The 22,584-nt window shown below is 70.8% G+C and carries 20 protein-coding genes; 11 read left to right on the top strand and 9 right to left on the bottom strand.

What is annotated here, in order from left to right; translation table 11 throughout:
* Window positions 1–35: 35 nt before the first annotated feature.
* The 3 genes from EV376_RS25460 to EV376_RS25450 are packed head-to-tail and all read right to left on the bottom strand — an operon-like array spanning window position 36 to window position 2,133.
* Window positions 36–926, bottom strand: a complete 891-nt coding sequence (locus tag EV376_RS25460; protein WP_130327257.1) for a PrgI family protein — start codon at window positions 924–926, stop codon at window positions 36–38.
* Window positions 923–1,834 carry a TrbL/VirB6 family protein gene (locus tag EV376_RS25455; protein WP_130327255.1) on the bottom strand — a complete coding sequence of 304 codons (912 nt, stop codon included), beginning with the start codon at window positions 1,832–1,834 and terminating at the stop codon, window positions 923–925. The genes EV376_RS25460 and EV376_RS25455 overlap by 4 nt, the downstream gene beginning before the upstream one ends.
* An 11-nt stretch (window positions 1,835–1,845) precedes the next feature.
* Entirely contained in the window at window positions 1,846–2,133 is a 288-nt protein-coding gene (locus EV376_RS25450; protein ID WP_130327253.1) for a pilin, read from the bottom strand.
* A 569-nt stretch (window positions 2,134–2,702) separates the two neighbouring features.
* Between EV376_RS25450 and EV376_RS25445 the strand changes: the two genes are divergently transcribed.
* The gene (locus tag EV376_RS25445) at window positions 2,703–3,116 is read left to right on the top strand and encodes a hypothetical protein (RefSeq protein WP_130327251.1); all 414 of its coding nucleotides are present in this window, start codon (window positions 2,703–2,705) and stop codon (window positions 3,114–3,116) included.
* A 194-nt stretch (window positions 3,117–3,310) separates the two neighbouring features.
* Here the strand turns inward: EV376_RS25445 and EV376_RS25440 are convergent, their stop codons facing one another.
* On the bottom strand, window positions 3,311–4,087 hold the full coding sequence (locus EV376_RS25440; RefSeq protein WP_130327249.1) for a hypothetical protein: 777 nt from the start codon (window positions 4,085–4,087) through the stop codon (window positions 3,311–3,313).
* A 386-nt stretch (window positions 4,088–4,473) separates the two neighbouring features.
* Between EV376_RS25440 and EV376_RS25435 the strand changes: the two genes are divergently transcribed.
* From EV376_RS25435 to EV376_RS25390, 10 genes are all read left to right on the top strand, one after another.
* Entirely contained in the window at window positions 4,474–4,929 is a 456-nt protein-coding gene (locus EV376_RS25435; protein WP_486482799.1) for a hypothetical protein, read from the top strand.
* Window positions 4,922–5,788, top strand: a complete 867-nt coding sequence (locus EV376_RS25430) for a DNA methyltransferase (RefSeq protein ID WP_130327247.1) — start codon at window positions 4,922–4,924, stop codon at window positions 5,786–5,788. Before EV376_RS25435 ends, EV376_RS25430 begins: the two co-directional genes overlap by 8 nt.
* A 285-nt stretch (window positions 5,789–6,073) precedes the next feature.
* Complete coding sequence (locus EV376_RS25425; RefSeq protein ID WP_130327245.1) at window positions 6,074–7,276, top strand: hypothetical protein; 1,203 nt, start codon at window positions 6,074–6,076, stop codon at window positions 7,274–7,276.
* Between the two features lie 140 nt (window positions 7,277–7,416).
* Window positions 7,417–8,418, top strand: a complete 1,002-nt coding sequence (locus tag EV376_RS25420) for a DUF4192 domain-containing protein (RefSeq protein ID WP_130327244.1) — start codon at window positions 7,417–7,419, stop codon at window positions 8,416–8,418.
* Between the two features lie 51 nt (window positions 8,419–8,469).
* On the top strand, window positions 8,470–8,904 hold the full coding sequence (locus EV376_RS25415; protein ID WP_130327242.1) for a hypothetical protein: 435 nt from the start codon (window positions 8,470–8,472) through the stop codon (window positions 8,902–8,904).
* Between the two features lie 104 nt (window positions 8,905–9,008).
* Window positions 9,009–9,287, top strand: coding sequence for a hypothetical protein (locus EV376_RS25410; RefSeq protein ID WP_130327240.1), 279 nt, complete (start codon window positions 9,009–9,011; stop codon window positions 9,285–9,287).
* Between the two features lie 357 nt (window positions 9,288–9,644).
* On the top strand, window positions 9,645–9,941 hold the full coding sequence (locus EV376_RS25405; protein WP_130322071.1) for a transposase: 297 nt from the start codon (window positions 9,645–9,647) through the stop codon (window positions 9,939–9,941).
* Window positions 9,938–10,828, top strand: coding sequence for an IS3 family transposase (locus EV376_RS25400; RefSeq protein WP_130321138.1), 891 nt, complete (start codon window positions 9,938–9,940; stop codon window positions 10,826–10,828). Before EV376_RS25405 ends, EV376_RS25400 begins: the two co-directional genes overlap by 4 nt.
* 99 nt (window positions 10,829–10,927) lie before the next feature.
* A complete protein-coding gene (locus tag EV376_RS25395; RefSeq protein ID WP_130327238.1) occupies window positions 10,928–11,608 on the top strand; it encodes a diguanylate cyclase domain-containing protein in 681 nt (226 codons plus the stop codon).
* Entirely contained in the window at window positions 11,605–12,897 is a 1,293-nt protein-coding gene (locus EV376_RS25390) for an AcrVA2 family anti-CRISPR protein (protein WP_130327236.1), read from the top strand. Before EV376_RS25395 ends, EV376_RS25390 begins: the two co-directional genes overlap by 4 nt.
* Window positions 12,898–13,684: 787 nt before the next feature.
* Here EV376_RS25390 and EV376_RS25385 read toward each other — a convergent pair.
* From EV376_RS25385 to EV376_RS25365, 5 genes are all read right to left on the bottom strand, one after another.
* On the bottom strand, window positions 13,685–16,888 hold the full coding sequence (locus EV376_RS25385; RefSeq protein ID WP_486482798.1) for a hypothetical protein: 3,204 nt from the start codon (window positions 16,886–16,888) through the stop codon (window positions 13,685–13,687).
* Between the two features lie 599 nt (window positions 16,889–17,487).
* A complete protein-coding gene (locus tag EV376_RS25380) occupies window positions 17,488–17,760 on the bottom strand; it encodes a DUF7677 family protein (protein ID WP_486482933.1) in 273 nt (90 codons plus the stop codon).
* Between the two features lie 151 nt (window positions 17,761–17,911).
* Window positions 17,912–18,688, bottom strand: coding sequence for a thiopeptide-type bacteriocin biosynthesis protein (locus tag EV376_RS25375; RefSeq protein WP_130327230.1), 777 nt, complete (start codon window positions 18,686–18,688; stop codon window positions 17,912–17,914).
* Between the two features lie 15 nt (window positions 18,689–18,703).
* Window positions 18,704–19,780, bottom strand: coding sequence for a lanthionine synthetase C family protein (locus EV376_RS25370; RefSeq protein WP_130327228.1), 1,077 nt, complete (start codon window positions 19,778–19,780; stop codon window positions 18,704–18,706).
* On the bottom strand, window positions 19,777–22,521 hold the full coding sequence (locus EV376_RS25365) for a lantibiotic dehydratase (RefSeq protein WP_130327226.1): 2,745 nt from the start codon (window positions 22,519–22,521) through the stop codon (window positions 19,777–19,779). The genes EV376_RS25370 and EV376_RS25365 overlap by 4 nt, the downstream gene beginning before the upstream one ends.
* Between the last annotated feature and the right edge of the window lie 63 nt (window positions 22,522–22,584).

Raw genomic sequence — 22,584 nt, 5'->3', positions numbered from 1 at the left:
GGCCGCGACGTTCTTCTTGCGGGTCTTCAACAGGTTCACGGTGTGCTCCGTAGCGTGATCGGGGCGCCGGGCACCGCTCGGGGGCCGGGCACCGGTGGGGAGAAGGGATCGACGGCGTTGGCCAGGGCCGCGGCGACCGCTGGCCCGTCCAGGGCGGTGGCTTCGACGCCGAGGCCGGACAGGGTACGCACGGCGGTGTCGGCGGCCTGCTCGCCGGTGACGACCGCGAGCACCTGACGCCGCAACGGGTCGCGTTCGCTGTCGAGGTCGAGCAGGAACTCGGCGTAGTCGTCGGCGGCGGCCTGCAACGCCGGGTGCGGCAGGCGTGGCGCGTGGTCGACGATGGCCTGCGCGTGAACGGTCAGGTCGTGCCGTTGCGCGGCCACGACGATCTGCGCCGGCCCCGTCAGGGAGTTGAGGAACCGGCCGAACCCGTCGAGCAGTGCGCCCTGCTCGCTACCGGTGCGCAGGTGGATGTTCGTGGTGCCGCAGCCGATCAGCACCCGGTTCTTGCCCTCGCAGGTGAGGACTCCGGTCGGGCTGATCGCCGTGACCGGTGAGCGCAGCGGCGCCGGGACGCTCGGCGTGCCGGCCATGGCCGCGACCGCGCTGGCCCGAGGCGTGCCCGGCGCGAGCGTCCGTGGGCTGCGGGACAGGGCCAGACCGTGCCGCAGCCAGGCGTCGAGGGGTAGGCCGTCGCGGCGGCCGAGCGCGATCACGATCGCGACGGCGAACACGATGACCCCGGCGACGATCCACGCGATCGGCGGGAGTAGGTGCCCGACGGCGCGGTAGACGCCGAAGCCGGCCAGGCCGGTACCGCCGATGATGCCGAGCTGCCGGAAGGTCAGGCCGAACGCGATCCGGTCGGCCTCGCTGATGTTGGCCGGTACGACGGCGCGCGGAGTGGTGTCCTCGCTGCTCATGGCGCGCCCCGCAACCGTGCGAGCCGGCCGAGCGGCAGGGTGCGGGTGATGCCCTGGATGAACACCGCGCGCAGCAGAACCCCGCCCATGTTCGGCGAGCCCGCGCGGGTGACGTACCGGCGTACCATGCCGGGGATCTTGACCGTGACCCGCAGCACGACGATGACGAGCAGCAAGTTGAGGGTGTCCGAGCCGGGTAGGCCGAGCAGGATCGGCAGGTTGGCTTCCGGGTCGATCAGCAGGTTGATGCCTGCCGAGAACGCGACCGCCTGCAGCGTGGGTGTGGCCAGACAGCCCAGCAGGGTGCGCCACCACAGGTCGGCGGCGCCCTGCGTCCAGGGGGTGGCGTAGCACGCGAGGGCCACCGGCGCGATCCCGGCCAGGACGATCAGCACCCCGATGCGCACGAGCCAACTGCCGACGAGCATGAACATCAGCACGACGATGAGCAGTCCGATGATGGCCATCAGGAGGGCGCTGCTCTCGTCGGTCATCGCCGAGGTGATGCGGGCTTTGACGAAGGTGACCGCCTCTGTGGTTGGCGCGGACGTGCCGGCCAGCGACACGGTCAGGGCGTTGGCGACGTCGATGAGCACGGCGGTCAGCGGGATCGCGAACGCGGACAGGACGAACCCGACGACGAGCCGGGGGACCAGTTCCTTGACGGTGTAGCGCATCTGCACCGAGTCGCCGACCATTGTGGCGATCCCGACGGCGATGATCGCGAGGATGAAGCAGGCGTTGACGACCAGCGCGCTCTTGCCGGCGATCGACTGCACCTGCGGCAGGACGGTGACGTCCGGTGAGACGAAGATGGAGGAGGCCAGGAAGGCCAGCAGGCCGCCGAGAAGGTTGACGACCGTCTCGGCGAGCCAGCTGACCAGGCCGTTCATCATCCAGTCGACCATGACCGGCCGCCTCAGCCGCCGAGGATGCCCTGCAGCACCTGCAGGATGACTGGGGAGAGCACTGCGAGGGCGTAGCCGACCAGCGCGGACTTGACGTTGCCTTTCGCCTGCTCGACCTGGGCGGGGTCGCCGCCGGCGGCCATGTAGCGCAGCCCGCCGATGACCAGGAACATCGTCGCGACCAACGCGATGATGCCCATGATCCAGCCGGTGATGTTCGAGATGACCTGGTTGATGCTGTTGGCCGCCATCGGCTGAGACGCGGCGAGGTCGGACAGCACGGAGAAAGTCGTGTGCATTGCGGCGCTCCACAAGGGATGTGTGGCCGCCGCGGTGGGGACCAGGGTGAAGGACCAGTGCGGTCCGGTCGGGGGCGCTCCTCCCTTGCGGGTGGCGAAGGGATCGCGGTGTCAGGACGCCGCGCCAGCCGTGCCGGGCCATTGGCCTCACTGGATGGGAGGTCCCCACCGCAGCGGGCATGCCGTGGATGACATGCACCGCTCAGATCCCGGCTGTCAGGTGGATCGAACCCATCGTTCGCCTGTCACGCCCTAACAGGATCGGTCAGCGACTCGCATTGCCGCCTCGGAGAGGACAGGGGAGACCAGGTGGAGGCGTCTGGGCGGTCGCCCGAGACGGCACCAAGCCGAGCCGAATGCCAGACGCCTGCGAGCAAACTGCCGCTGCCGTAGACACGGATTACTCGTTCCGAGCGGCCATTGTGGCCAGCCGGATGGTGGCGCGATGACACCGGCCGACGGTAGGCATGGAACGTGAAGCGTGATCAAGCTCAAGGCGACAGGGTGCTGCGTACGTGCAGGGAGGCCGAGGGCCTGCGTTGCTCGGCGGTCCGGTTGTGGTGGCCGCGATGAGTGGATACGGGCGCGACGACGACGAGTGGGACCGGTTGACTGAGGCTGGCCTGGCATTTCTCATCGAGCGGGCGCGGCTCAAGAAGACAACGACGTACACCGAGCTCAATGCCACGCTGTGCCGCCGGACCGGCTCGCGCGGATTCGACTTCGAGCAGGACAGCGAGCGTGCGGCCATGGGGCACCTACTGGGGCTGATTGTGGATCGTAACCGTCCGACGACCAAGCTCATGATCTCCGCGTTAGTGCAGTACCTGAACGCCAATGACGCCGGCCCGGGGTTCTACGCGTTGGCGGTCGAACTCGGCATGCTGCCGCGTCGCCCATCCGCCTTGGCGAAGCAGGAATTCTGGATCAGGCAGCTCAACGCCCTGTACGCCTACTATGCGCCTGACCGGCGGAGCGCCTGAGCTGGTGGACTCGATGCCCGTCGGGGAAGCCGCGCCCAGCAAGGCCAAACACTGTAGTCCGATGTCAGCCTGAGCGGATGACGGAGAGCTACTGAGGTTGGCGGGCGACGTCATCGCCGTCACAGTCACGGGCTACCCCCATCCCGATCTGCCACGACCCGCGTGCTCCTCGGTATGCCGACAGAGCGGTGTTGTCAGGCCGCTGTGGCGGTCTCGCGGTGATCGGACGAGCGGATGGGGCCGGACAGGTCGCCTCGCACCACGGCGGCGGCCACGACACGCTCAGCGCGGCGGCGGCGCATCCGCAGCGCCGAGGCGGTCACGCCCTGCTCGGCGGCTAGGTGCTCGATCAACGCGTCGCCGAAGCGGGTGGCGCTGATCAGCTCGGCGGCGTCGGCGGTGATGAGTCCGGCGGCGGCTGCCCGGCCGAGCAGCAGGTCCGGATGCCCGTAGGGCATCCTCGGCGACCGTGACCCGCTCGGCACATCCGGTGGGAGTTCCTCGCCGTCGTCTGCCTTGATGACGCTGATGCCCGCGCGCCAGGCGGCCCAGCACAGCCGCAGCCACAGCCGGGGCGCAGCCAGGTCCGCCGTGCGTAGCGCGTGGAGGAACCCGGCCAGGACTTCGGAGTCGACGTCGTCGGCGTGCCGGGCGTGGCCGCGGCTGATCTTCGCCGCGAGGTGGGTCAGCGCCGGCAGCGCGACGCCGATCGCGCCGACGACCCAGGCCGGTCCCCATTCGCGGGCGTGGTGGGCCAGTTGCCGCCACAGGGCGTCGGTGGTGGTGCTGTCGTAGCGCTCGAACACCAGCAGGTTGCGTAGCCCGTCCAGCGGCATCGTGGTGTCCGGCAGGCCCGGTACCGGCCGGGCGTCGAACACCAGCGGCGCGGGTGCGCAGGTCAGCAGCGTGAACGCCGTCTCGGCGGTGGTCAGCGCCGTCCCGGCCGCCCTGGCGTGGGTGGTCGTTGCCATGGTGATGTCCCCTCGAATTGGGACGCGTCGCCCGGTGCGACGGCCCCGAGGCCCCCGATTGGGACAGCCCGACCTGACACCAGGGCCGATTGTCAGACCGGGACAGGTCGCGTCAGGTTCACCGCCGGTCAGGCGGCCGGTCCACCCGCTGATGTGGTTGTCAGCAGGACGCGGTGACGGGTCCTGTCAGACCGGGGGCGGGTTCGATCGGCCTGTCACCGCGGCCCTGGGAATCGTCAGGACGCCCGCCGGTCCCGGGGGCCACCGTGCCTATGACCGACCGAAACCCGCGCCGCGCACCCGTCCCTGTGGGGGATGTGGTGCCCGGCGACCCGCCCGTGCCGATCACCGTCTGGCCGGTCCCCGCCCCACCGCCGGACGCAACCATGTCCAACGCGATGGGCGTGCGGCTGGTCCACAACCTCACCCACCCGTCTGATCTGGTCATCGACCTGACCGTGGGGCCGCAGCTGGCCCGCGCGGTCATCGCCGCGCACCGCCGCAGCCACCTCCACCCGGCCGACACCGGCGGGTGGGGTCGGGAGCCGGCGACGCTGATCGTCACCGACTGGCCGCCCGAGACCTCACCGGGCGAGTTCTTCGCCCGCTGCCGCGCGAGCCTCGTGCCCGGCGGCTGCGTGGCGGTCCTGCTGCCACACGGCGACGTGACACTTCCGGTCGACGTCGTCATCGCCGCCAAGCGAGCCGGGCTGGCATATCTACAGCACGTCGTGGCGGCTGATCGGCCGCCCCGCCGGGGCCAGCGAACGCAGCTCGACATCCACACCGACGTGCTGATCCTGACCTGCAGCGCGACAGACACCGGCGACGCCGATGCCTGAAGCCCTGCCGATCACCTCGGTGTGGCTGACCTGCCAGCAGCCAGCCCGTGACCAACGGCGAGGCCGCTACGTCCCGCAGACCTCCAGCCACCCCGGGAAGATGCTGCCCCACCTGGCGGCGCACGCGATCGCCGCCTACACCGCGCCGGGGGACCTGGTGCTCGACCCGATGTGCGGGTCCGGCACCACCCTCGTCGAGGCCATGCACCTCGGCCGGCACGCGGTCGGCGTGGACATCGAACCGCGGTTCACCGCCCTGGCGGCGGCCAACGTCGCCCTCGCCGTCTCCCAAGGCGCAGCCGGCGCGGCGACGGTCATCACAGGCGACGCCACCCGCCTGCTCGACCTCGCACCCGCGTCCGCGGCCGGCGAGGTCGGGCTCGTGCTCACCTCACCGCCGTACGGGCGGTCCACCCACGGACTCGTCCATGTCACCGGCGCCAGGGTCAGGAAACGGGCCCACCTGTACGGCGACCGGCAGCGCGGCAACCTCGCCTACGCCGGATGGTCCGGGCTACTCGACGGGTTCGCCGCCATCCTGGCCGCCAGCCACCAACTGCTGCGCCCCGGCGGCACCGTGGTCATCACCTGCCGACCGGTACGCCGCCGCCCGGACGACCTCATCGACCTGCCCGGTGAGCTCCTGACGGTGGCGCAGTCGGTCGGGCTGATACCGGTGCAGCGGTGCGCGGCACTGCTCGCCGCCGTCCGCGACGGTCAGATCGTGCACCGTGCCTCGATGTTCGGGCTCATGGCGGTTCGCAGGTCCAGGGCCGAGGGCGTGCCTGTGCATCTCGTCGCCCACGAGGACGTGCTGGTCCTGAGGCGAGGCGCGCAGCCGCGCTCAGGGGAGGGCTGATGCCGGCTGGGCTGTCAGGTCGTGCCAGGCGGCCGGACCTGACAGCCCAGCGCTCACCAGGAGCAACACCGTTAGCCTGAAGGCTCTTTCCTTGTTCCATGTGCTGATCTGACGCGTCCCGCGACGGTATCGCGCCCACCCTTTCGGTCGGCTGCCGTCGATCACTCGCAGACCCTCAGCACATCGTGCCCCTCGCCGCACCTGCGGCCCCGGGCACGGCATCCCCTATCCCGTCAGGCGGCCACCACCGGTGGCCGCCCCCTTCTGCATGTCCAAGGAGGACACATGCTTCGTTCCACCCAGCGGCTGACAGCCGCCACCCTCCCGAACCAGATCCGTACCCTGCACGCCGAAACCATCGCCGCCATCGAGCAGCGGCAGACGCTGGCCACCGAAGCCCGCGCTGCCCTCATCGGCGCGCTGCGCGACGGGCTGATCTGCCGGTCCGGCTGCGAGGACGCCCTCGCCACCTGGGGCTTGGAACCGTTGCCGCAGCGCTGGACCGTCTCCGCCCAGGCCCACCTGTCATACACCCGCCCGCATGCCGACCTCGGCGAGGCCCGCGAGCAGGCACGCTTCGGCGCTCCTGACGACCTGCGCCACCTGGAACCGGCGATGGCGGTCCACCCGCGACACGTCATCGACGTGACCCCCGATGGGACCGGTGAGCCTGATCCGCGGCGGTACCGCATCACGGTGCAGGTCACGCTCCAGACGTGGGTCACAGCGACCAGTGAAGCCACCGCGCTCGACGACGCGCGGGCGATCGTGGAAGGCCACCTGCCCGCGCTGGCTGACGCCGGCATCACGCTGACCGGCCTGACCTGGCAGGGCGTCGACGGCGCCGACGACGTCCCGGCCGACGACATCGACCCCGGCGTGCGGCCGGCGTCCGGCACCGCGCAGCTGCCCGACGTCGACGACCTCACCGCCGCGACGGCGGCACGCGACGCAGCGGTACAGGCTCTCGCGGACCTGCGGCGCAGCATCCGCGCCCGCGCGATCAGCGCCCTAGTCGAGGACGAGATCGGCGGGGTCTATCAGCACACCGCGCAGCGCGCCGGCCGGTTCCTGGTCGATCTAGGGCTTGACCCGCTGCCGCGCGCACACCACGTCACCGTGGTCGCCGACCTGATCCTGTCGGCCGGGACCGGCACCGCCCGGCAGGCATACGACGCGGTACGGGACGCGATGCGGGCGGCCACGACCAGCAGCCCTGACAAGCAGCGGCCCTGGACCGCCTACGGGTGGACGGTCCCCGAGCACGCCGCGCGCGAGCAGGACGGCTGGCGGATCCTCTGGCGCCACGAGTACGACATGCGGCTGCGCGGACACACCACCACCGCCGAGGCGACCACCGCAGCCGAGGCCCTCGTGCGCGCGGATCTGAGCCGGGCGCTGACCGGCGTGGAGCACACCGTGGTCACGGTGCGCGTCAGCGTCGAGGGCGTCGGTGTCGACCTGTACCTGGACCCCGACCGGGACTGAACCCCGTCAGCGCGCCCACCGGCAGGTGGGCGCGCCTGCCTCCGCAAGACGCCGTGTCGCACCAGTCGCGGGCAGACACGGCTCTCCGGCTTGCCGCCTTCCGCATCCTGCCGACCCCGACATCTGAAGTGGAGATCATCATGTCGGTTCCCGACACCAAGCTGACCGTGCGATCCCCGGCCGACCTGGCGGCCGCAGTGCCCTACCTGCTCGGCTTCCGACCCGCCGACGGCAGCATCGTCGTCATCGCCAGCAGAGACCGGCGGATCGTCTTCGCCGCCCGAGCCGACCTGCCCGCGCCCGCACACCACGTCACCGACCTCGCCGCCTCCCTGGTCCCGGTCGTGCGGCGCCAGCAGCCGATCACCGACGTCATGCTCGTCGGCTACGGGACCGCCGACCACGTCGATCTGGCACTGCCCGCCGTCGGTGAGGCGTTCACCGCCAGCGGCATCACCGTCCGAACGCTGCTGCGCGTCACCGGCGCGCGGATCGTCAATCTCGCCTGCGACAACCCCGACTGCTGCCCACCGCAGGGAATCCCGTTCGACCCCACCGCCTCACTGGTCGCCGTGCAGGCCACCGCCGCCGGGCTGGTCGCGCTACCGGACCGGGCAGCCGTAGCCGCCCGGTTCGCGCCCGTCACCGGCGTCGCCCGCGACAGCATGCGCCGCGCCACGACCGCGGCGGCCGCTCGCCTGAAAGTGGTGACCGGGGCCGGCGCTGCCGTCCTGGACCAGGTCGGCGCGCACGCGGTGCGGGACGCGCTGCGCCGGCACAAGGCCGGCGAGCACCTCACCGACGACGAGGTCGCCTGCCTGACCCTGCTGCTGAAGCGCACATCGGTGCGGGACCTCGCCGTCGATCTCACCCAGCCACACGACCAGCATGTCACGTTCTGGACCGATATCACCCGCCGCGCCGACGAGGCGCTCGTGCCGGCACCGGCCACCCTGCTCGCGCTTACCGCGTGGCGTTGCGGCGACGGCGCCCTTGCCGCCATGGCAGCAGAGCGCGCCCTACAGGTCGACCCCGCCTACCAACTCGCCGACCTGCTGCGCCAAGCCCTGCAAGCCGGACTGCCGCCATCGGCGTTCGAGCAGACCACCGGCCAGACCCGCAGCAACTCCTCGACTCAGTAATCCGCAATGTCGGCCAGGAACCGGAGGATCACAGTGGATCCCGCTCGCAGAATGCTGCTCGCCCTCGCCAAACACGCCGAAGAAGCCCGGCTGCGCTGCAACGCCGAACGCGCCGCAGTAAGGGCCCGCGGCGAAACACCCGCCCACACCGAGGCGTACGCCTACCACGTCCAGGCCAACCTGTGCCTGATCACCGCGATCGACGCCGCCGACCTTCCGGCGAGCTTCCGCATCTACGACATCACGCTGTCCCGCGACCCCCTCACCGCGGCCAAGCAACTCCGTCAGGCGGTTGTCGCCTACGACCACAGCGGCCCGATCGAGGCCGCACACGAGGCAGCCCGGCTGGCCTACAAGGCCGCCTACGCCGAACCCGTCACCGCAGAAGAGCAGCAGTACGTCGATCTGCTCGCCGGCCTTCCCGCCGCCCGCCGCGACAAGATCATCGAACTGGCCGAGGACCGCGCCCGCCACTCAGGGGCATGAAACTCGTCCGGGTGTCCTACCAGTCCTGTCTGCCGTACGGCGATTCGATCGTGGCGCGACTCCTGCGAGACGGGCCCTGCCACGTACCCCTGTGAGAGGAACCGATGAGCCTCTACACGCTCACGCCTAAGCCCGGCTGCGAGCGCTACACCATTCAGGTCGGCTGGAACCCACGCCGCACCTACTTCGCAACCGTCGCCGACTACGCCTGGGACCCCGTCACCGACGCCGACCACCCACCCGACACGGTCCGCGTCGGCCTGGTCGAGACGATCCTCGACCCGACCGAGGTGCTCCTGGCCGTCGAACCCTACGCCACCATCCCGGCTGACCTGGCCGCCACACTGCGTGCCGACCAAGCCGCGCACCCGGCCCGCCGCTAACACCACCCGAGGCCCAACGTCGCACTGTGGGCCGCATCGCACCCGCACACAGCGGGGCCACCGGCCGTCGCCCGGCCGCTTCGCGCGAACCCTGCAGCGCTGCCCGCGGCACGACCGACCTGCCGCGCCCCGTCCGCACCCATCGCGGCCCAACTGGGACGTCCTAGCTCCCCGCCGCCGGCCACATCGCCTGCGTGAGCGATGCAGGGGAAAGCCTCCGCAACTGAGGCAGCCACGGCCGTGCCGCCAGCCGGGCGGCACCAACAAGAAAGAACGGCCCGCCACACGGCGGGCCGTCGTCGCATTCGTGAGGTTCCCCCGATAGCGTGGAGGCCAGACCTAAGGGGATAGATGGTCATGGCTGAGAAGAGGAGACGGTTCGACCGGGAGTTCCGCGAGGGCGCCGTGCGGATCGTCCGGGAGACGGGCAAGCCGATCGCACAGGTGGCCCGGGACCTGGGGATCAACGACGGCACCCTTGCCAATTGGGTGGCGCAGGACCGGCGGGCCCGTGGTGAGGGCGCCGCCGGTGGGTTGGATGAAGACGAGCGCGCGGAGCTTGTCCGGTTGCGGCGGGAGAACGCCGAGTTGGCGATGGAGCGCGACGTGCTCAAGCGATCTGTGGTCCTGTGGGTCAAGGAGGCGACGAAGTGAGCGTTGCGGCGTTCGTCGCCTCCCAGAGGACCGAGCACGGCGTGCCGCACGCGGTGACCTGCCGCGCCCTGGGGCTGTCGCAGTCGTGGTTCTACAAGTGGCGCGATCGTCCATTGACCGCCCGCCGGCAGCGGCAGGCCGACCTGGACGGGGCGATCCGGGCCAGCTTCGACGCCTCCGGCGGCACCTACGGCTCCCCGCGGGTCACCCTGGACCTGCGGGCGGCCGGCTGGCGGGTCGGGGAGAACACCGTCGCCGCGCGGATGGCCGCCCTCGGCCTGGCCGGCCGCACCCCGCGCCGGCGGCGCAGCCTCACCAAGCAGGGCAAACGGCCGGCCGCGCCGGACCGGGTCCGGCGGCAGTTCACCGCCGTCGCACCGAACCTGCTGTGGTGCGGCGACCTGACCGAGATCACCACCGATGAGGGCAAGCTCTACCTGTCCACCGTGATCGACCTGTACTCCCGCCGGCTGCTCGGCTACGCCATGAGCGCCCACCACGACGCGGACCTGACCACCGCGTCGCTGTCCATGGCCGCCGCGACCCGCGGCGGCACCATCGACGGGGTGATCTTCCACAGCGACCGCGGCAGTGAGTACACCGCCGCCGACTACGCCACCGCCTGCCGCCGGCTGGGCATCCTGCAGTCCATGGGCCGGGTCGGCTGCGCCCTGGACAACGCCGCGGCCGAGGCGTTCAACTCCACCATCAAGGTCGAATACATCCACCGGCACCGGTTCCGCACCCGCGCCGAAGCCCGTATCAAGATCGCCACCTGGATCGTCGACTTCTACAACGCCCGTAGACGTCACAGCGCCTGCGACGGCATGTCACCGATCGACTACGAGCGACTCATGGCCCAGGCTCGAGGAGCCGAAGCCGCATAACGGAGTCCTCCACGATTCCGGGGGATTGACATTCAGGACCCGGGACGCCCGCCTAGGAAACGTCGCGCCCCGGGTTCTCCACTGAAATGGAGGACTCCAGTGTCCCTACCACTGATCATGATCGCCACCGCCGTGGTGGCGTTCACCCTCGGCGGCCTCACTACATGGCCCACCATCCGCCGACTCCGCAACCGACTCGACACAGCGATCTGGCAGCTGGAACACGACCCGGTCACCGGCATGCTCAACCGCACCGGCCTGCTCGCCGCACACGCCACCCTCACCGACACCGCTGGGCCGATCATCGTAGTCCTGATCGACCTCGACGATTTCAAACCGGTCAACGACACCCACGGCCACGACCGCGGAGACGACGTCCTGGCCGCGATCGGCGCCCGCATCACCGACGTCGCCAAACTCCACGGCGGCACCGCCGCCCGGCTCGCCGGCGACGAATACGCCGCACTGCTTCCGGCCCGCACCGACGACCTGGCCCGCATCGCCGACACCTTCGTCGCCCTGATCTCCCAACCCGTCCACCTCACCACCGACAGCGAACCCCTCACCGTCACCGCCAGCGTCGGACTGGTGCTCGCCGAAGCCACCGACCCGCTCGACGAGGTAGCTCTGCGCCGCGCCGACATCGCGATGTACCACGCCAAACACAACGGCCGGAACTGTCATGTCGTCTACGAACCCGGCATGGCAATGCCCGCCACGCAGCACCGCCGCGGGCCCCGCCTGCGCGACCGCCGCCACAGCGGCGAGGCGACGGCATGAGCGCGCCCGAGGAGATGGCCTGCCAGATCTGCCTGTCCCCACTGAACACCCTCGGCGTCCCACCCACCTACGTACACCCGATCCAACTCACCATCGACGGGCACGAACCCGTGCCGATCCCGGTCAGGCAGCTTGACACCGTGCAGCGCCGCTGCGACTTCTGCGGCGACCCGTATCCGACATGGACCCTCGTCGGCGGCGAGGTCGCCGCCGTTGCGATCGGCGCCGCCGGGGGACTGGTGCAGAACTTCGGCCAGGCATGGGCAGCGTGCGCGACGTGCCAGACCTACATCGACGACGGCAGAACCGACAAAGTCGTCGACCGGGCCGTGCGGACGTTCGGGATTGGCAACCATCCCGAGGCACGAGAACGCATCGAGCAGCTGCATGTGGCGTTCCTCAGTGCCCGGGTTTCGGGACGAACGCTCATCACCACGACCGCGTGGCCGGCCACCGCCGTCGCCGCCCGCGACCTGCCCAGGGTGCGCGACCGGCTCGCCCGCTTCTACCGAGGCAGCGACAACCTGCCCTTCGCGCTCGCGTCCACCGACATACGGCAGCAGACCGCCGACGGCTTGGACCGGTCACGCCTGTACTGGATCGACGACGACTTCACCGACCTGGCCGAGTACGCCGCCGAGAAGCTGCCCGACGTCGCTGTCGGGCGTGACCTCATGCCCTCGACGGACGGGCTGCTCGTGTGGTCCCGACCCGTCACGCGTCGGAAGATCACCGCCGCGTCCTGGACCGTCACCGGCGACGGCTGGCACCTTGTCACCTACCGCACCATCGGCGGTGGCCTGGACGGCACACCGCTGCAGCGGCTACGCGAACAGGTCGGATGGTTCGCCCCGATGCACGCCGCGCACGTTCACGAACGACACCTGCTGCCCAGCGGCCACCCAGCCGCAGCGCTGATCGCCACATGGCTGCTGATCACACAGCAAGCCGGAGACATCACGACGGCAGATGTCGACAAGGCCGTTCGCAAGACCTATGCCCGCACCAACCGGCCCGCGCCAGAGGTGCGGGTCGTCCGCATCCGCGCCAGCCGCGACACCACGCCACCCAGCCGACGATCAACGACGGCCGGCCCAGAACGCCCTACAACCAGCCGCTTCTGGGTGTCCGGCCACTGGCGCAACCAGCCATTCGGACCCGGCCGCACCTTGCGCCGGCCCGTCTACATCAACCCGTTCCTGCGAGGCCCAGACGACGCGCCGATCAAACTCAGCACCAGCGTGCGCGTGCTCAGAAGCCACCGGCCGAAACCAAAAGATCATGACTAGACGGCGGTAACCACGTGGTGGCAGGGGCGAGTCCCCTGCCACCACCGATGTCGGACCTCGACGGGAACGTACGGGTGGCCGGGCTGGAGGTGGCGCCACCGAGATCGGAAGAACTAGCTGGTACCACTGTTGTAGCCGTTGCATATCCCGGTCTGGGGCCGCCGGCCGTCGGCGGCACACGACAGACGCTCGGCAACTCGCGGCTGCAATCGAGGCCGCTCCTGGGCCGTTTGGCGTCCGGGAAGACAATGAATGCTATCTACCTCGGACGGGGGAGGACCGATGGATGTCTGCGCGACCTGCGGCAGCGGTCAGGAGTACCGGATCCGGATTGACGAGGGCGGCGTGCCACACGGAAGCCCCGGCCACCAGCACACGTATCGATGGACAGACTTCTACGTGTGCTTGCGCTGCGGTACGGGAGTGCTCGTCCACTTCGACCACGACTGTTTCGCACCTCCCTACGATGAGCCGTGGGACATGAACTGGCGGTGGCCCGTGACTGTTCAGGACGTGCATCGCCTGGAGGCCCCGCTGACCCGCTGCCCCGATCCGACGCACGGGGCCTGCCTGTGCCCAGTCCACCAATCGCTGAGAGCGAGCGACCAAGCCTCCCGACCACGCGACGCGACCGCGACGCTTGTCCTGACCGAGAACGATCTGCCCCAACTACATTTCCGCAGGTAGCACAGGGACGCCCGCATCCGGACCGTTGACCGGGCGACGGTGATGCCGGGCATCGCAATCAGCAGCCTCGTCCGTGGACGTCCGGTCGTCAGCGAGGCGTTCAGCTCATGTCGATGGCGTAGGCCTCGTCGCGTACGTCGGTGTCGGGGTGCCGGCGCAGCCCGATCAGCAGGTCCCGCCACGGTGTGGTCCATCCGAAGCCGGCGCCGTGGCGGACCAGCGCCACGGCGATGAGCCCTCCGGCGAGGTCGCCGCGGCGTGTCAGTCGGGCAATGCTGCCGGTGAGGATGGCGGGGTTGGGCCACTCGCGGAATCTGCGCAGACGGTCGGCGACGTGTTCGGCGCTGCGGACCGCGAGGACGGGCCGGCCCGCGCACAGGTCGGCGATCTCGTCGAGGTTGTCCAGCTGTCGGAGGTCGACCAACAGCCTGGTGCCGACACCGGCGAAGGCCGTGTGGCGGGTGAGCCACCGCGCCGATTCCACCAGCGCGGTCCGGTCGGCGCCGGCCGGGAGGCTGTGGGACCGGGTGGCGGCGCCGCGTGCCAGGAGGGTGATGCGGCGCCGGGCCGGCCGGTCCGCGACCGGGTCGCCGGGATGCTGGTCGCCGGCTTCGCGGTCCACGAGCCGGGCCAGCGCGAGGCCGAGCGCCGTGTCACCGCCGGCCTTGAGCAGGTTGGCGACCTCGATCTGGTTTATCGTCTCGCCGAGGTCGGTGAGGCGGTCGACCACCAGGTCGCCGGCCCCGGTGAGCCAGGGTGACCATTGCCCGAGCTGGCCGAACGCGGCGCGTCTGACCTCCCGGTCGGTGGCGCGGCACGCCTCGATGATGAGCGCGCCGTAGCGGGGGCGGTGTCGTTCCGGGATGGTGTATGGGTACGTCGCCAGGACCGCCCGGCGCTCCTCGCGGCTGCCGTCCACCGCGGTCTGCAGGATTGTCCAGCTTGTCTCGGTGTGCAGGCGTTGCCGGGCGGCGGAGACGATCGCGGCGCGCAGGTCCCGGTGCGTGTGCGGGTTCGTGTACACCTCGAACAGCGTGTCCATCACCTGCGGTGGTCCGTAGCGGGCCAGCAGCCGGGCGGCTTCCTTGCGGCTGGTGATCTTCGCGGGGCCGGTCATTACCTCGCCGAGTATGCCGGGCAGCCGGGACGGGGATATGTGCTGGGCGGCCCGGGCGGCCGCGTACAGCGCGACCCGTGCCCGGTCGCCGTCGGCGTAGCCCAGCAGCACCGGCAGCGCCTCGGCCGGCCGGTCGGTCCAGACCAGCGCGCCCAACGCCGCCTCCGCGATTACCACCTCGGAGTCGTCGAGGTGACGTAGCACCAGCTCGCGACCGGCGCCGGGAACCGGTGCGGCGGCCCGGACCGCCGACGCGCGCTGCCACACGCCCTGCCCGGTGTCGCCGATGATCAGCTCCTGCAGGTGCACGAAGCGGGACTGCTGGCGGGGCAGCCACCGCTCGGGGCGCGGCGCCCAGCCGGGCACCCAGCGCACCCCCGCTTCCACGAACCGGCCGCGCGGGCGGTCGTCCAGCACCCGGTCGAGGAGATCGGTGCGGGAGGTGCACAGCGTCGCCCACACCTCGGGGAGCGCCACTGCCGACACGTCGATGGCCAGCACCTCGGCGACCCGGTCGGGACGGGTGCGCGGGTCGTCGAGCCACAGCCCGATCGCCGTGCGGGCCACGGACGGCAGCGTGTGCGGCCCGGCCGCCCGGCGCAGCAGATCCTGCAGCGGCGGCAGCCGCCAGGCCCGCTTGCCGAGCGCCCGGGTGAGCGCGAACAGCGGGCCGTAGCGGCTGCGGGCGACGCCCGCCTCGACCCAGCCCTGCAGCCGCTGGAAGACCATCGCCTCCTGCCCACGGCGCAGCACCGAGTCGAAGCGGCGCAGCACCGGCACGTGCGCACCGGTGCTTACCAGGTCGATCGTGAGCAGCGCCCACTCACACAGCTGTGGTACGCCGACGTGGTGTTGCAGGACGTCGACGGCCAGTGCGCTCAACGCCGTCGTGGTCGCCGCGGACGCGTCGCGGGCGTCGACCGCGTCGGTGGTCAAGTGGGTGAGCCCGACCGCCGTGTCGGCGGTGAGCAGCGGCGCCACCTTCGCCAGCGCGGTCAGCGCGGCCGCGCGTACCGGATCCTGCTCGTTGCGCAGCCGGCCCAGCCGGCCGATCATCTCCGCCACCGCCTGCGGGTTCCGGGAGCGGCGGGCGGCCTCCACCAGCAGGGTGTAGCCGTGCGCCCGCTCGTCGGCGTCGCCGGAGCGCAGCGCGACGTCCAGCGCTGCGGACGCATCCGGCCAGGCCAGGTAGGCACTCCAGGTGCGTACCTCGGCCTCCCGCTCGCGGATCTTCGGCAGACCCAGGACCCGGGTCGCCTCGCGGATGCGCGCGGCGGCCGGAATCACCTCCATGACCTCGGCCGCAGGTATCAGCACCGCCGTGTCGACGTCGGCCAGGGCCCGGTCGTACAACTCTGCGCGGCGGGCCGGTGCGACGGCGTCCAGCAGCGCCGCCAGCGCCCGGCTGTGCTCCCGCAGCCGGCTGGCCAGCGGCGCGAGCTCGTCGACGGGCAGCGCCGCGAGGCGGCGCAGCACCGCTGGCGGCAGCGCCGTCCGTCGCAGCCAGCCAGCGCGGCCGGGTGCGGTGAGCAGGCGGACCACGCGACCCGCGTCGTGCGCGGCGAGCACGCCGTACGCGGACAGCGGACCGGGCAGCGACTCCTCCGGTGCGTACCGTTCCAGAAGGTCGAGGGCCTGCCCCGGGTCGCAGCGCAACACCGCACCGGCGACCTCGCCCCAGACCCGGGCACACAGCTCTGGCGGGGCCGCGGCCAGGCGCTCACGGACCCGCTCCAGCAGCGGCCTGGTGTGCCACCGGACCAGCCGCTCGAGGTTCAGCGCGTGCTCGAGGTCCGGCAGCAACGTCCGTACCGTATCGGCGCCGCAGGCAGGCAACAGCACGGCAGCCTCCTCGTCGCCGAACGCCGCGCGGACCTCGCCGATCAGCGCGTCCGCGACGCCCGGCGCACGCCATCGGCGCAGCACCCGGTAGACGTGGCGCCGCTCCACCGCCGGCCGATCGATAAGACCACCGACTGGAACGCCGGCGCGCAGCGCGGCGGTGAGCGCGGCTGCCCTGATCGACGGCAGCGGGTCGTCGACTGCGGCGGCGATGCCGGCGCTGTCCCGGACCACCATCGCGGCGACCAGGGCCAGATACCGCTCATGCGGACCCTGCTCGCGCAGATCGGCGCAGACCTGGGCGCAGTCGGGCGTGGTCCGCGCCCACTCCACGAAGCGCTTCATCCGCGCTCGATACGGCAGCGGATCAAGCGACGTCAGCAAGGCACGGGTGGCGGCGAGCACGGCGTTCATTGTGCCCACGAGCGCGCCCGGACGAGATCCATTAATGCGGTTACCCGGCCAGTGTCGCTGTCCCCGTTTGCAGGACGCACGGTGGGCCGAGGCGTCTGAGGCTGCATCACACGTGGTCCGTGCCAACTCGCCGCCCGTACGCAAGATCAGGTCCGAGGGTCCGCCCGTGGGGCGACGGTTCGCCGCCTGCGCGCGAGCTGCTGCCATACGTGGATGACGTCCGCCTGGTCGACCTGGTCGCCTTTACGAGTGGGCCGCCGGCTACGACGTGCCGGGCGGGTATGCCGAGCTCGTGCTCGATCACTTCAGGTTCGGCGACCTGGCGGCCTACCTTCGCGGGAAACCGGACAACGCCTACTGGGTGAGGCGGGGTGTCGTCGCGCTGCTCGGCTGCGATGGCGGGGAGGTGGTCTGCTGGCCGGTGGAAGCCCGAGTGCTCCTCGACGGTGACGCCGTCGCGGCGAGACTTGCCGAGATGTGTAGACGCGGCTTGCTCCGCAACTGGACGGGTGAGGCGAGGGGCGTCGGTGTCAGTACAGCTCGCATTCCCACGGTTCGAGGTCGGGCTCGCCTGGCGGGAGTTGTCCGGTGCAGTACCGGTATAGCCAGGTAGCGGCGCGCCGCTCGGCGTACTTCTCGTTGACCGGCTCACCGTGATCGTCGAGTTCCAGCAGGTTCGCGAAAATGGCGAAGCAGATCTCCATCTGCGACGGTGAGTCCTTCAACTCGTCCCAGTAGTTGACTGCGTCGAGCATGGGATGGCCGACCGAGCCGCGGGCGACCCATCCGGCGAAGCGGCGGATCGCCCAGAGGCGCCGGGGCTGAGCCGGGAAGACACGGCCCGAACCTTACTGTCTCCACCCCGGCGGCGGCGATCATCAGGCGAGGACCAGCCAGGCCGGTGTAATGAGGGTGGGGGCAGACCGTCTTGTCGGCTGAATGCCCCAGCTTAAGTCACTTTTGTCCTTCCCGGACTGGAGTCTTACCGAGGATGGCTTCCGTGGCCGCTTGCGCGAGGGTGGCTTGGGTTTTGGCGGGTATCCCGATCCGGTTCCAGTGAAAGATCACGTGTTCGGTGATGACGGCACGTAGTCCGCGTGTGAGCTTGCCTGTTTCGCGTAGGCGTCGAAGCGTTGTGCCTGCATGTTCGAACGCTGTGTGCCAGTCGCTGGGGCGGCGGGGAGTGCCGAGTTGCAGGTGGCGGACCTTGCTGGTGAAGGTCTTCCATGCGTCCGGGTCGGGGGCAGGGGGCCAGCCGAGGGTTTCGGAGCGGCGTTGGGTGACTCGTGCCCATACGTCGCCTTGTTCGTTGAGGTCCAGCCCTGAGGCGCGCATGAGGGCGGTGCACAGGATGAGTGAGCGTTCCCGCCGGTCGGTCGGGTGGTCGTCGAGGTAGGTGAGTATCTGGTGGCTGTCGTGGTGGAACAGCGTGTGGGCGGCGTGCATCGCGGCTGGGCCGCCGAAGGCGTGGATTTCTGGCTCGTAGATGTCGCTGGTCCAGGTGACGGTCTCGGTGAGCAGGCGGTGTATGGGATCGGGGCCGCTTTGTGTGGTGGGCAGGTAGCGGATGCGCCATGGTCCTTTGCGCATGAACCACCATGAGGTGATGAGGCCGGCGGTTTCGGCGGCGGGTAGAACGCTTCTGAGGTGGGTCGTCGCGTGCCGTTCGCGCTCGCGGCGGCTGTGGCCGGGATAGGCGATGTTGACCTGTCGCCAGGGGTTGTCTTCCACGGCGTTCTCTTTCGTTCAGGTGAGGAGGAGGCAGGCGTCCCACCCGGTTGAGGTGGCGGGGGCTGTGGCGAGGTCGCAGCCGGCTGTTCCGTCGAGGAGTCCGGTGGGTTCGTCGGCGGACGGGGCGGTGCGGTGGTGCAGGTGTGCCAGCGGGGTGAGGGGTACCGGGGTGAGGGCGTCGGCGGTGATGCGCCGGCCGGTGGCCAGGAGCCCGGCGGTGCCGTGGCAGAGGCTGCGGTCGGTGAGGCGGCGGATCTGGGCGGGGTCGCTGACACAGGCGGTGAACGCGGTCACGGCGAGCTGTTGGCGGGTGGTGTCGTGCAGGGCGAGGGCGGCCAGTTGCTGGGCGCGGGCGATGCCCGGGGTGCCGTAGCACCAGGAGGGGCGCAGCGGCTGTTGTTGTGCCGGCGTCCCGCGGTGCAGGTCATCGAGGGTGAGGGTCTGCGGCCACCAGACGTTGCGCTCGGTGTGCTGTTGCCAGGTGTCCAGCCATTGGCATATGCGGGTGATCGCTTCGGTGTGTCCGTCGACGGTGATGCCGTCGTAAAGGGTGAGGGCGAGAAGCGCGAGTGGGCCGGTGATGCCGTGGGCGATGCCGTGGTTGGCGTGGCCTCCGGGTGGCGGGGCTTGGTTGCGGTCGGGTCCGTTGGCGCACCACCAGCCGGGCAGGTCGTTGATCGTTTCGGTGAGTCGGACCAGGTAGTCCAGTACTTGGCGGAGCAGGTGGTGGTTGCCGAGGCGGCGTAGGGCGACGCCGAGTCCGGTCAGGCCGCGGATGAGGTCGTATTCGGCGTAGTGGGGCTGCCGGTGAGAGTCGATGCGGCGGTGAGCTGCCTGCAACTGTCGACGTGTCACTGTGGCGGTTGCGGCTGCGGCGATCGATCGTGCTCGGGCGAGGCGTGGGTGGTTGGTGGTGGCGAGGACGAACGCGAGCGCGGGGGCGCCGTAGAAGAGGCTGGCTCCGGCGGCGGTGGTGACGCCGGTGGCGGTGGCCTCCCGCAGGGCCGCGTACGCGGCTGGCCAGTTGCCGGCTTCCAGATGCAGGAGGGCGACGCCGGCGGCGCCGTCAGCGAGGGACTGTCCTGCGGTCATGACAGTGCCTGGGTGGAGCGGGCGATGGTTCGGGCCAGGCGTAGGCAGTGCCGTTCGGAGGCGGTGTCCACGCCGATCATGCGGGCGTGGTGCAGGTGCAGCAGGTCGGCCAGCACGTGGTCGAGGTCGAGATTGTCGGCGTGGGCCAGAGGCCGGTAGGTGGCCAACGCCGCTTGCAGACCGTCGTCGCGGTAGGGGGTGCGGGCGAGGTCGAGCTGCGCTGGGTTGAGGCGGGGGCCGCTGCGATGGGGGACGTGGTCGGCGAGCCACCGTAGCCCGTCACCGTCGGTGAATCCGTCGGCGATGGTGATCATGCCGGCGGCTGTGGTGGCGTGGCGGTCGCCGGTCAGCCGTTGCAGGACGGCGCGGGAGTCCGCGGCGAACACTGATTCGGCGGCGGCGAGCGTGGGCCCGGTGCCGTGGCGTGCCTCGGGCCGGTAGCTGTGCAGGCTGTAGTCGTGCAGGACGCCTTGCCGCTCGAGGTACTGGGCCCACTCGGCCAGGCGCTTGGCGGCGCCAGTGTACCGGTCGGCATCTCGGACCGGGATGCGTAGCCGCAGGTGCGTTTCGGGTTCGGGGTACCGGAGGAACCACCAGCCGGGGGTGAGGAAATTGTCGGCCCGGCGGGCGAGGTCGGTGAGGATGTCGTCGGGCCGGCCATGTAGCCGGGCCTCCAGCCACGGTGACGATCCGGGCCGGTGCGGTAGTGCGGTCGCGGCTCGAACCGGTCGTCTCGGTCGGCTGACGGGGGAGGCGTGGGAGAGGGTGAGGAGAACTTCGGCGGGCCTGTCGTCGATCCAGCCGGCCGGGCCGGGGGCTTCGGTGACGACGGTGCGGGCCTGCCGGTCGAGGTGTCGGCGCAGCATGGTCAGGTAGGCGCAGTCGTCCAGGTTCAGACGCAGCTGCACGTCATCGTCGCCGGCCAGGATCTCGCCGGGGATCCGGTGTTGGTCGCGGTAGCGCTGCCAGGCGTCGCGCCACTGCGGCCACGGCGCCGTGTGCGGAAGGGCTGATCGGTCGATGACCCAGCGAGCGGGATGCAGGATGCTACGTCCGCGCCGGATGCGGGGCAGGAACGGCAGGCCGCTCGCGTGCCCCCAGTCGAATCTGCTGCAGGGAGCCGTCCACGCCGCCCAGATCTCGGTCAGGAACCGCGTCAGCGGATGTTGAAGGCCGGGGAGCAGAACACTGTTGAACAGCAGCGGCTCTACCGGCCGGCCGCTGGTCCGCGACACCAGCCACAGACGCTGGCCATCCCCGGTCACCGCGAGGTCCCCAACCGTGTATGGCGGGTCGGGATGGAAGTCGCCGACGGGCAGGACGGGCAGCATCTCGGGTGTCCGGGCGACCGACGTCAGGCGGGCATCCAGCGGAGGACCGGACAGCTGAACGGGCTCCGCTTCGGGGATCGCAGTGGGGAGGTTGCGGTAGGCGCGCTGGAACGACGCGAGTTCTGCGCGGGTGAGCAGGTGCATGAATCGGCCGGCGGAAACCCCTGCGTGGCGGGCCCCGCTGATGACCGTCAACGTGAACGCGCCCCGGTCCAGATCCTGTGGCGTCGCGGCGGCGAGGGTGAACCGCAGTTCGGTGTGCGGGATAGGCGGCCGGTCATCGTCGGCCCGCAGGCGGCCTATCAACTCGTCGTCGAGGACCACCTCCGCGCAGCCGTTCAGAGCGGACTGCTGGGCAAGCTGCGCGAGGAGCCGATCGCGGGCGGAGAACACCGCAGGTAGGCGGCGGGTGGAACCGCGGTATCCGGCGGGGAACCCCAGCACGGTCAGGACATCACGTACCGGCACGGCCGCGCCAGGGCCCCACCGCTGAATGAACGCGCGGTGGTACTCCGCCCACTCGGGGAACTGGGGTGCCACCGCCACCAGCGTCGAGGCGGCTTTGCCCGCCTCGTGCACAACCGCCGGAGGCAGTGTCACCGAGACGTCGACCCGCATGTCGACCGCGACCCGATCGCCTGGATCCGGTACTGGGACGTTACGGGCCAGGTGGGCGGCCGGGTCGGTGACGGTCATCGCCGGCCGTAGCGCCGACAGCAGGACACTGGTGCGGACCAGCGAGGCCAGCAACCGCTCGACCGCGTCCACCCCGGTAAGCGTCGGACCGGCGATCGTCGCGGCGAGCTCACCGAACACGACGGGAGAACGCGCTGTTTGTAACGCCGCCTGCACGTGCGTGGTCAGTGGGATCTCGATGTCCCACCGGCGGTCGTCGTAGGAGCGGGCGCAGGGCAGCACCCACACCCCGCCGCGTTGGTATCCCAACGCGTTCGTCACCACGGCGACACGCTGGAGCACGTCCAGGTCCTGCTCGGCCCGCGCGGTGTGCTCGGCGATGAACTGGCCGTCGGGGCGAACGACCGCGTGGTGTGCCTCGCCCACGCGGACAGATGCGCGGGCACCGAACTCGACCGGAGCTACCCCGGCGAACATGCCGAAGGGTGTGGCACGGGTGGTCCACCTCAGCAGGTACCGGACCGCCGATTCGACCAGGCGTCGCAGCCGACGGTGTGGAGTCGGCTCGCCGGTCACAGCCCGGCTGATCTGCTCGGCCAGCTCCGGTGTGGCGAAGGCAACGGCCGTGGCGAACCCCGGCAACGCCCACACCGTGTCCAGCCACTGCCGCCACTGATCGGGGTGCCCGGACGCCAGGTCGGGCCACGCCGGCAGGGACAGACCACTCGGGTAGGCGGCGACTCTGACCAGCGCCGCAGCAGCCGCGGAAAACATGACGCACCACCGAAAGGCGCGGCCCGGCGTCCGTGAACGCCGGGCCGCAAGCGTAAGGATCGA

Source organism: Micromonospora sp. CNZ295 (assembly GCF_004217535.1).
This window is presented reverse-complemented; position numbering and strand designations above follow the sequence as displayed.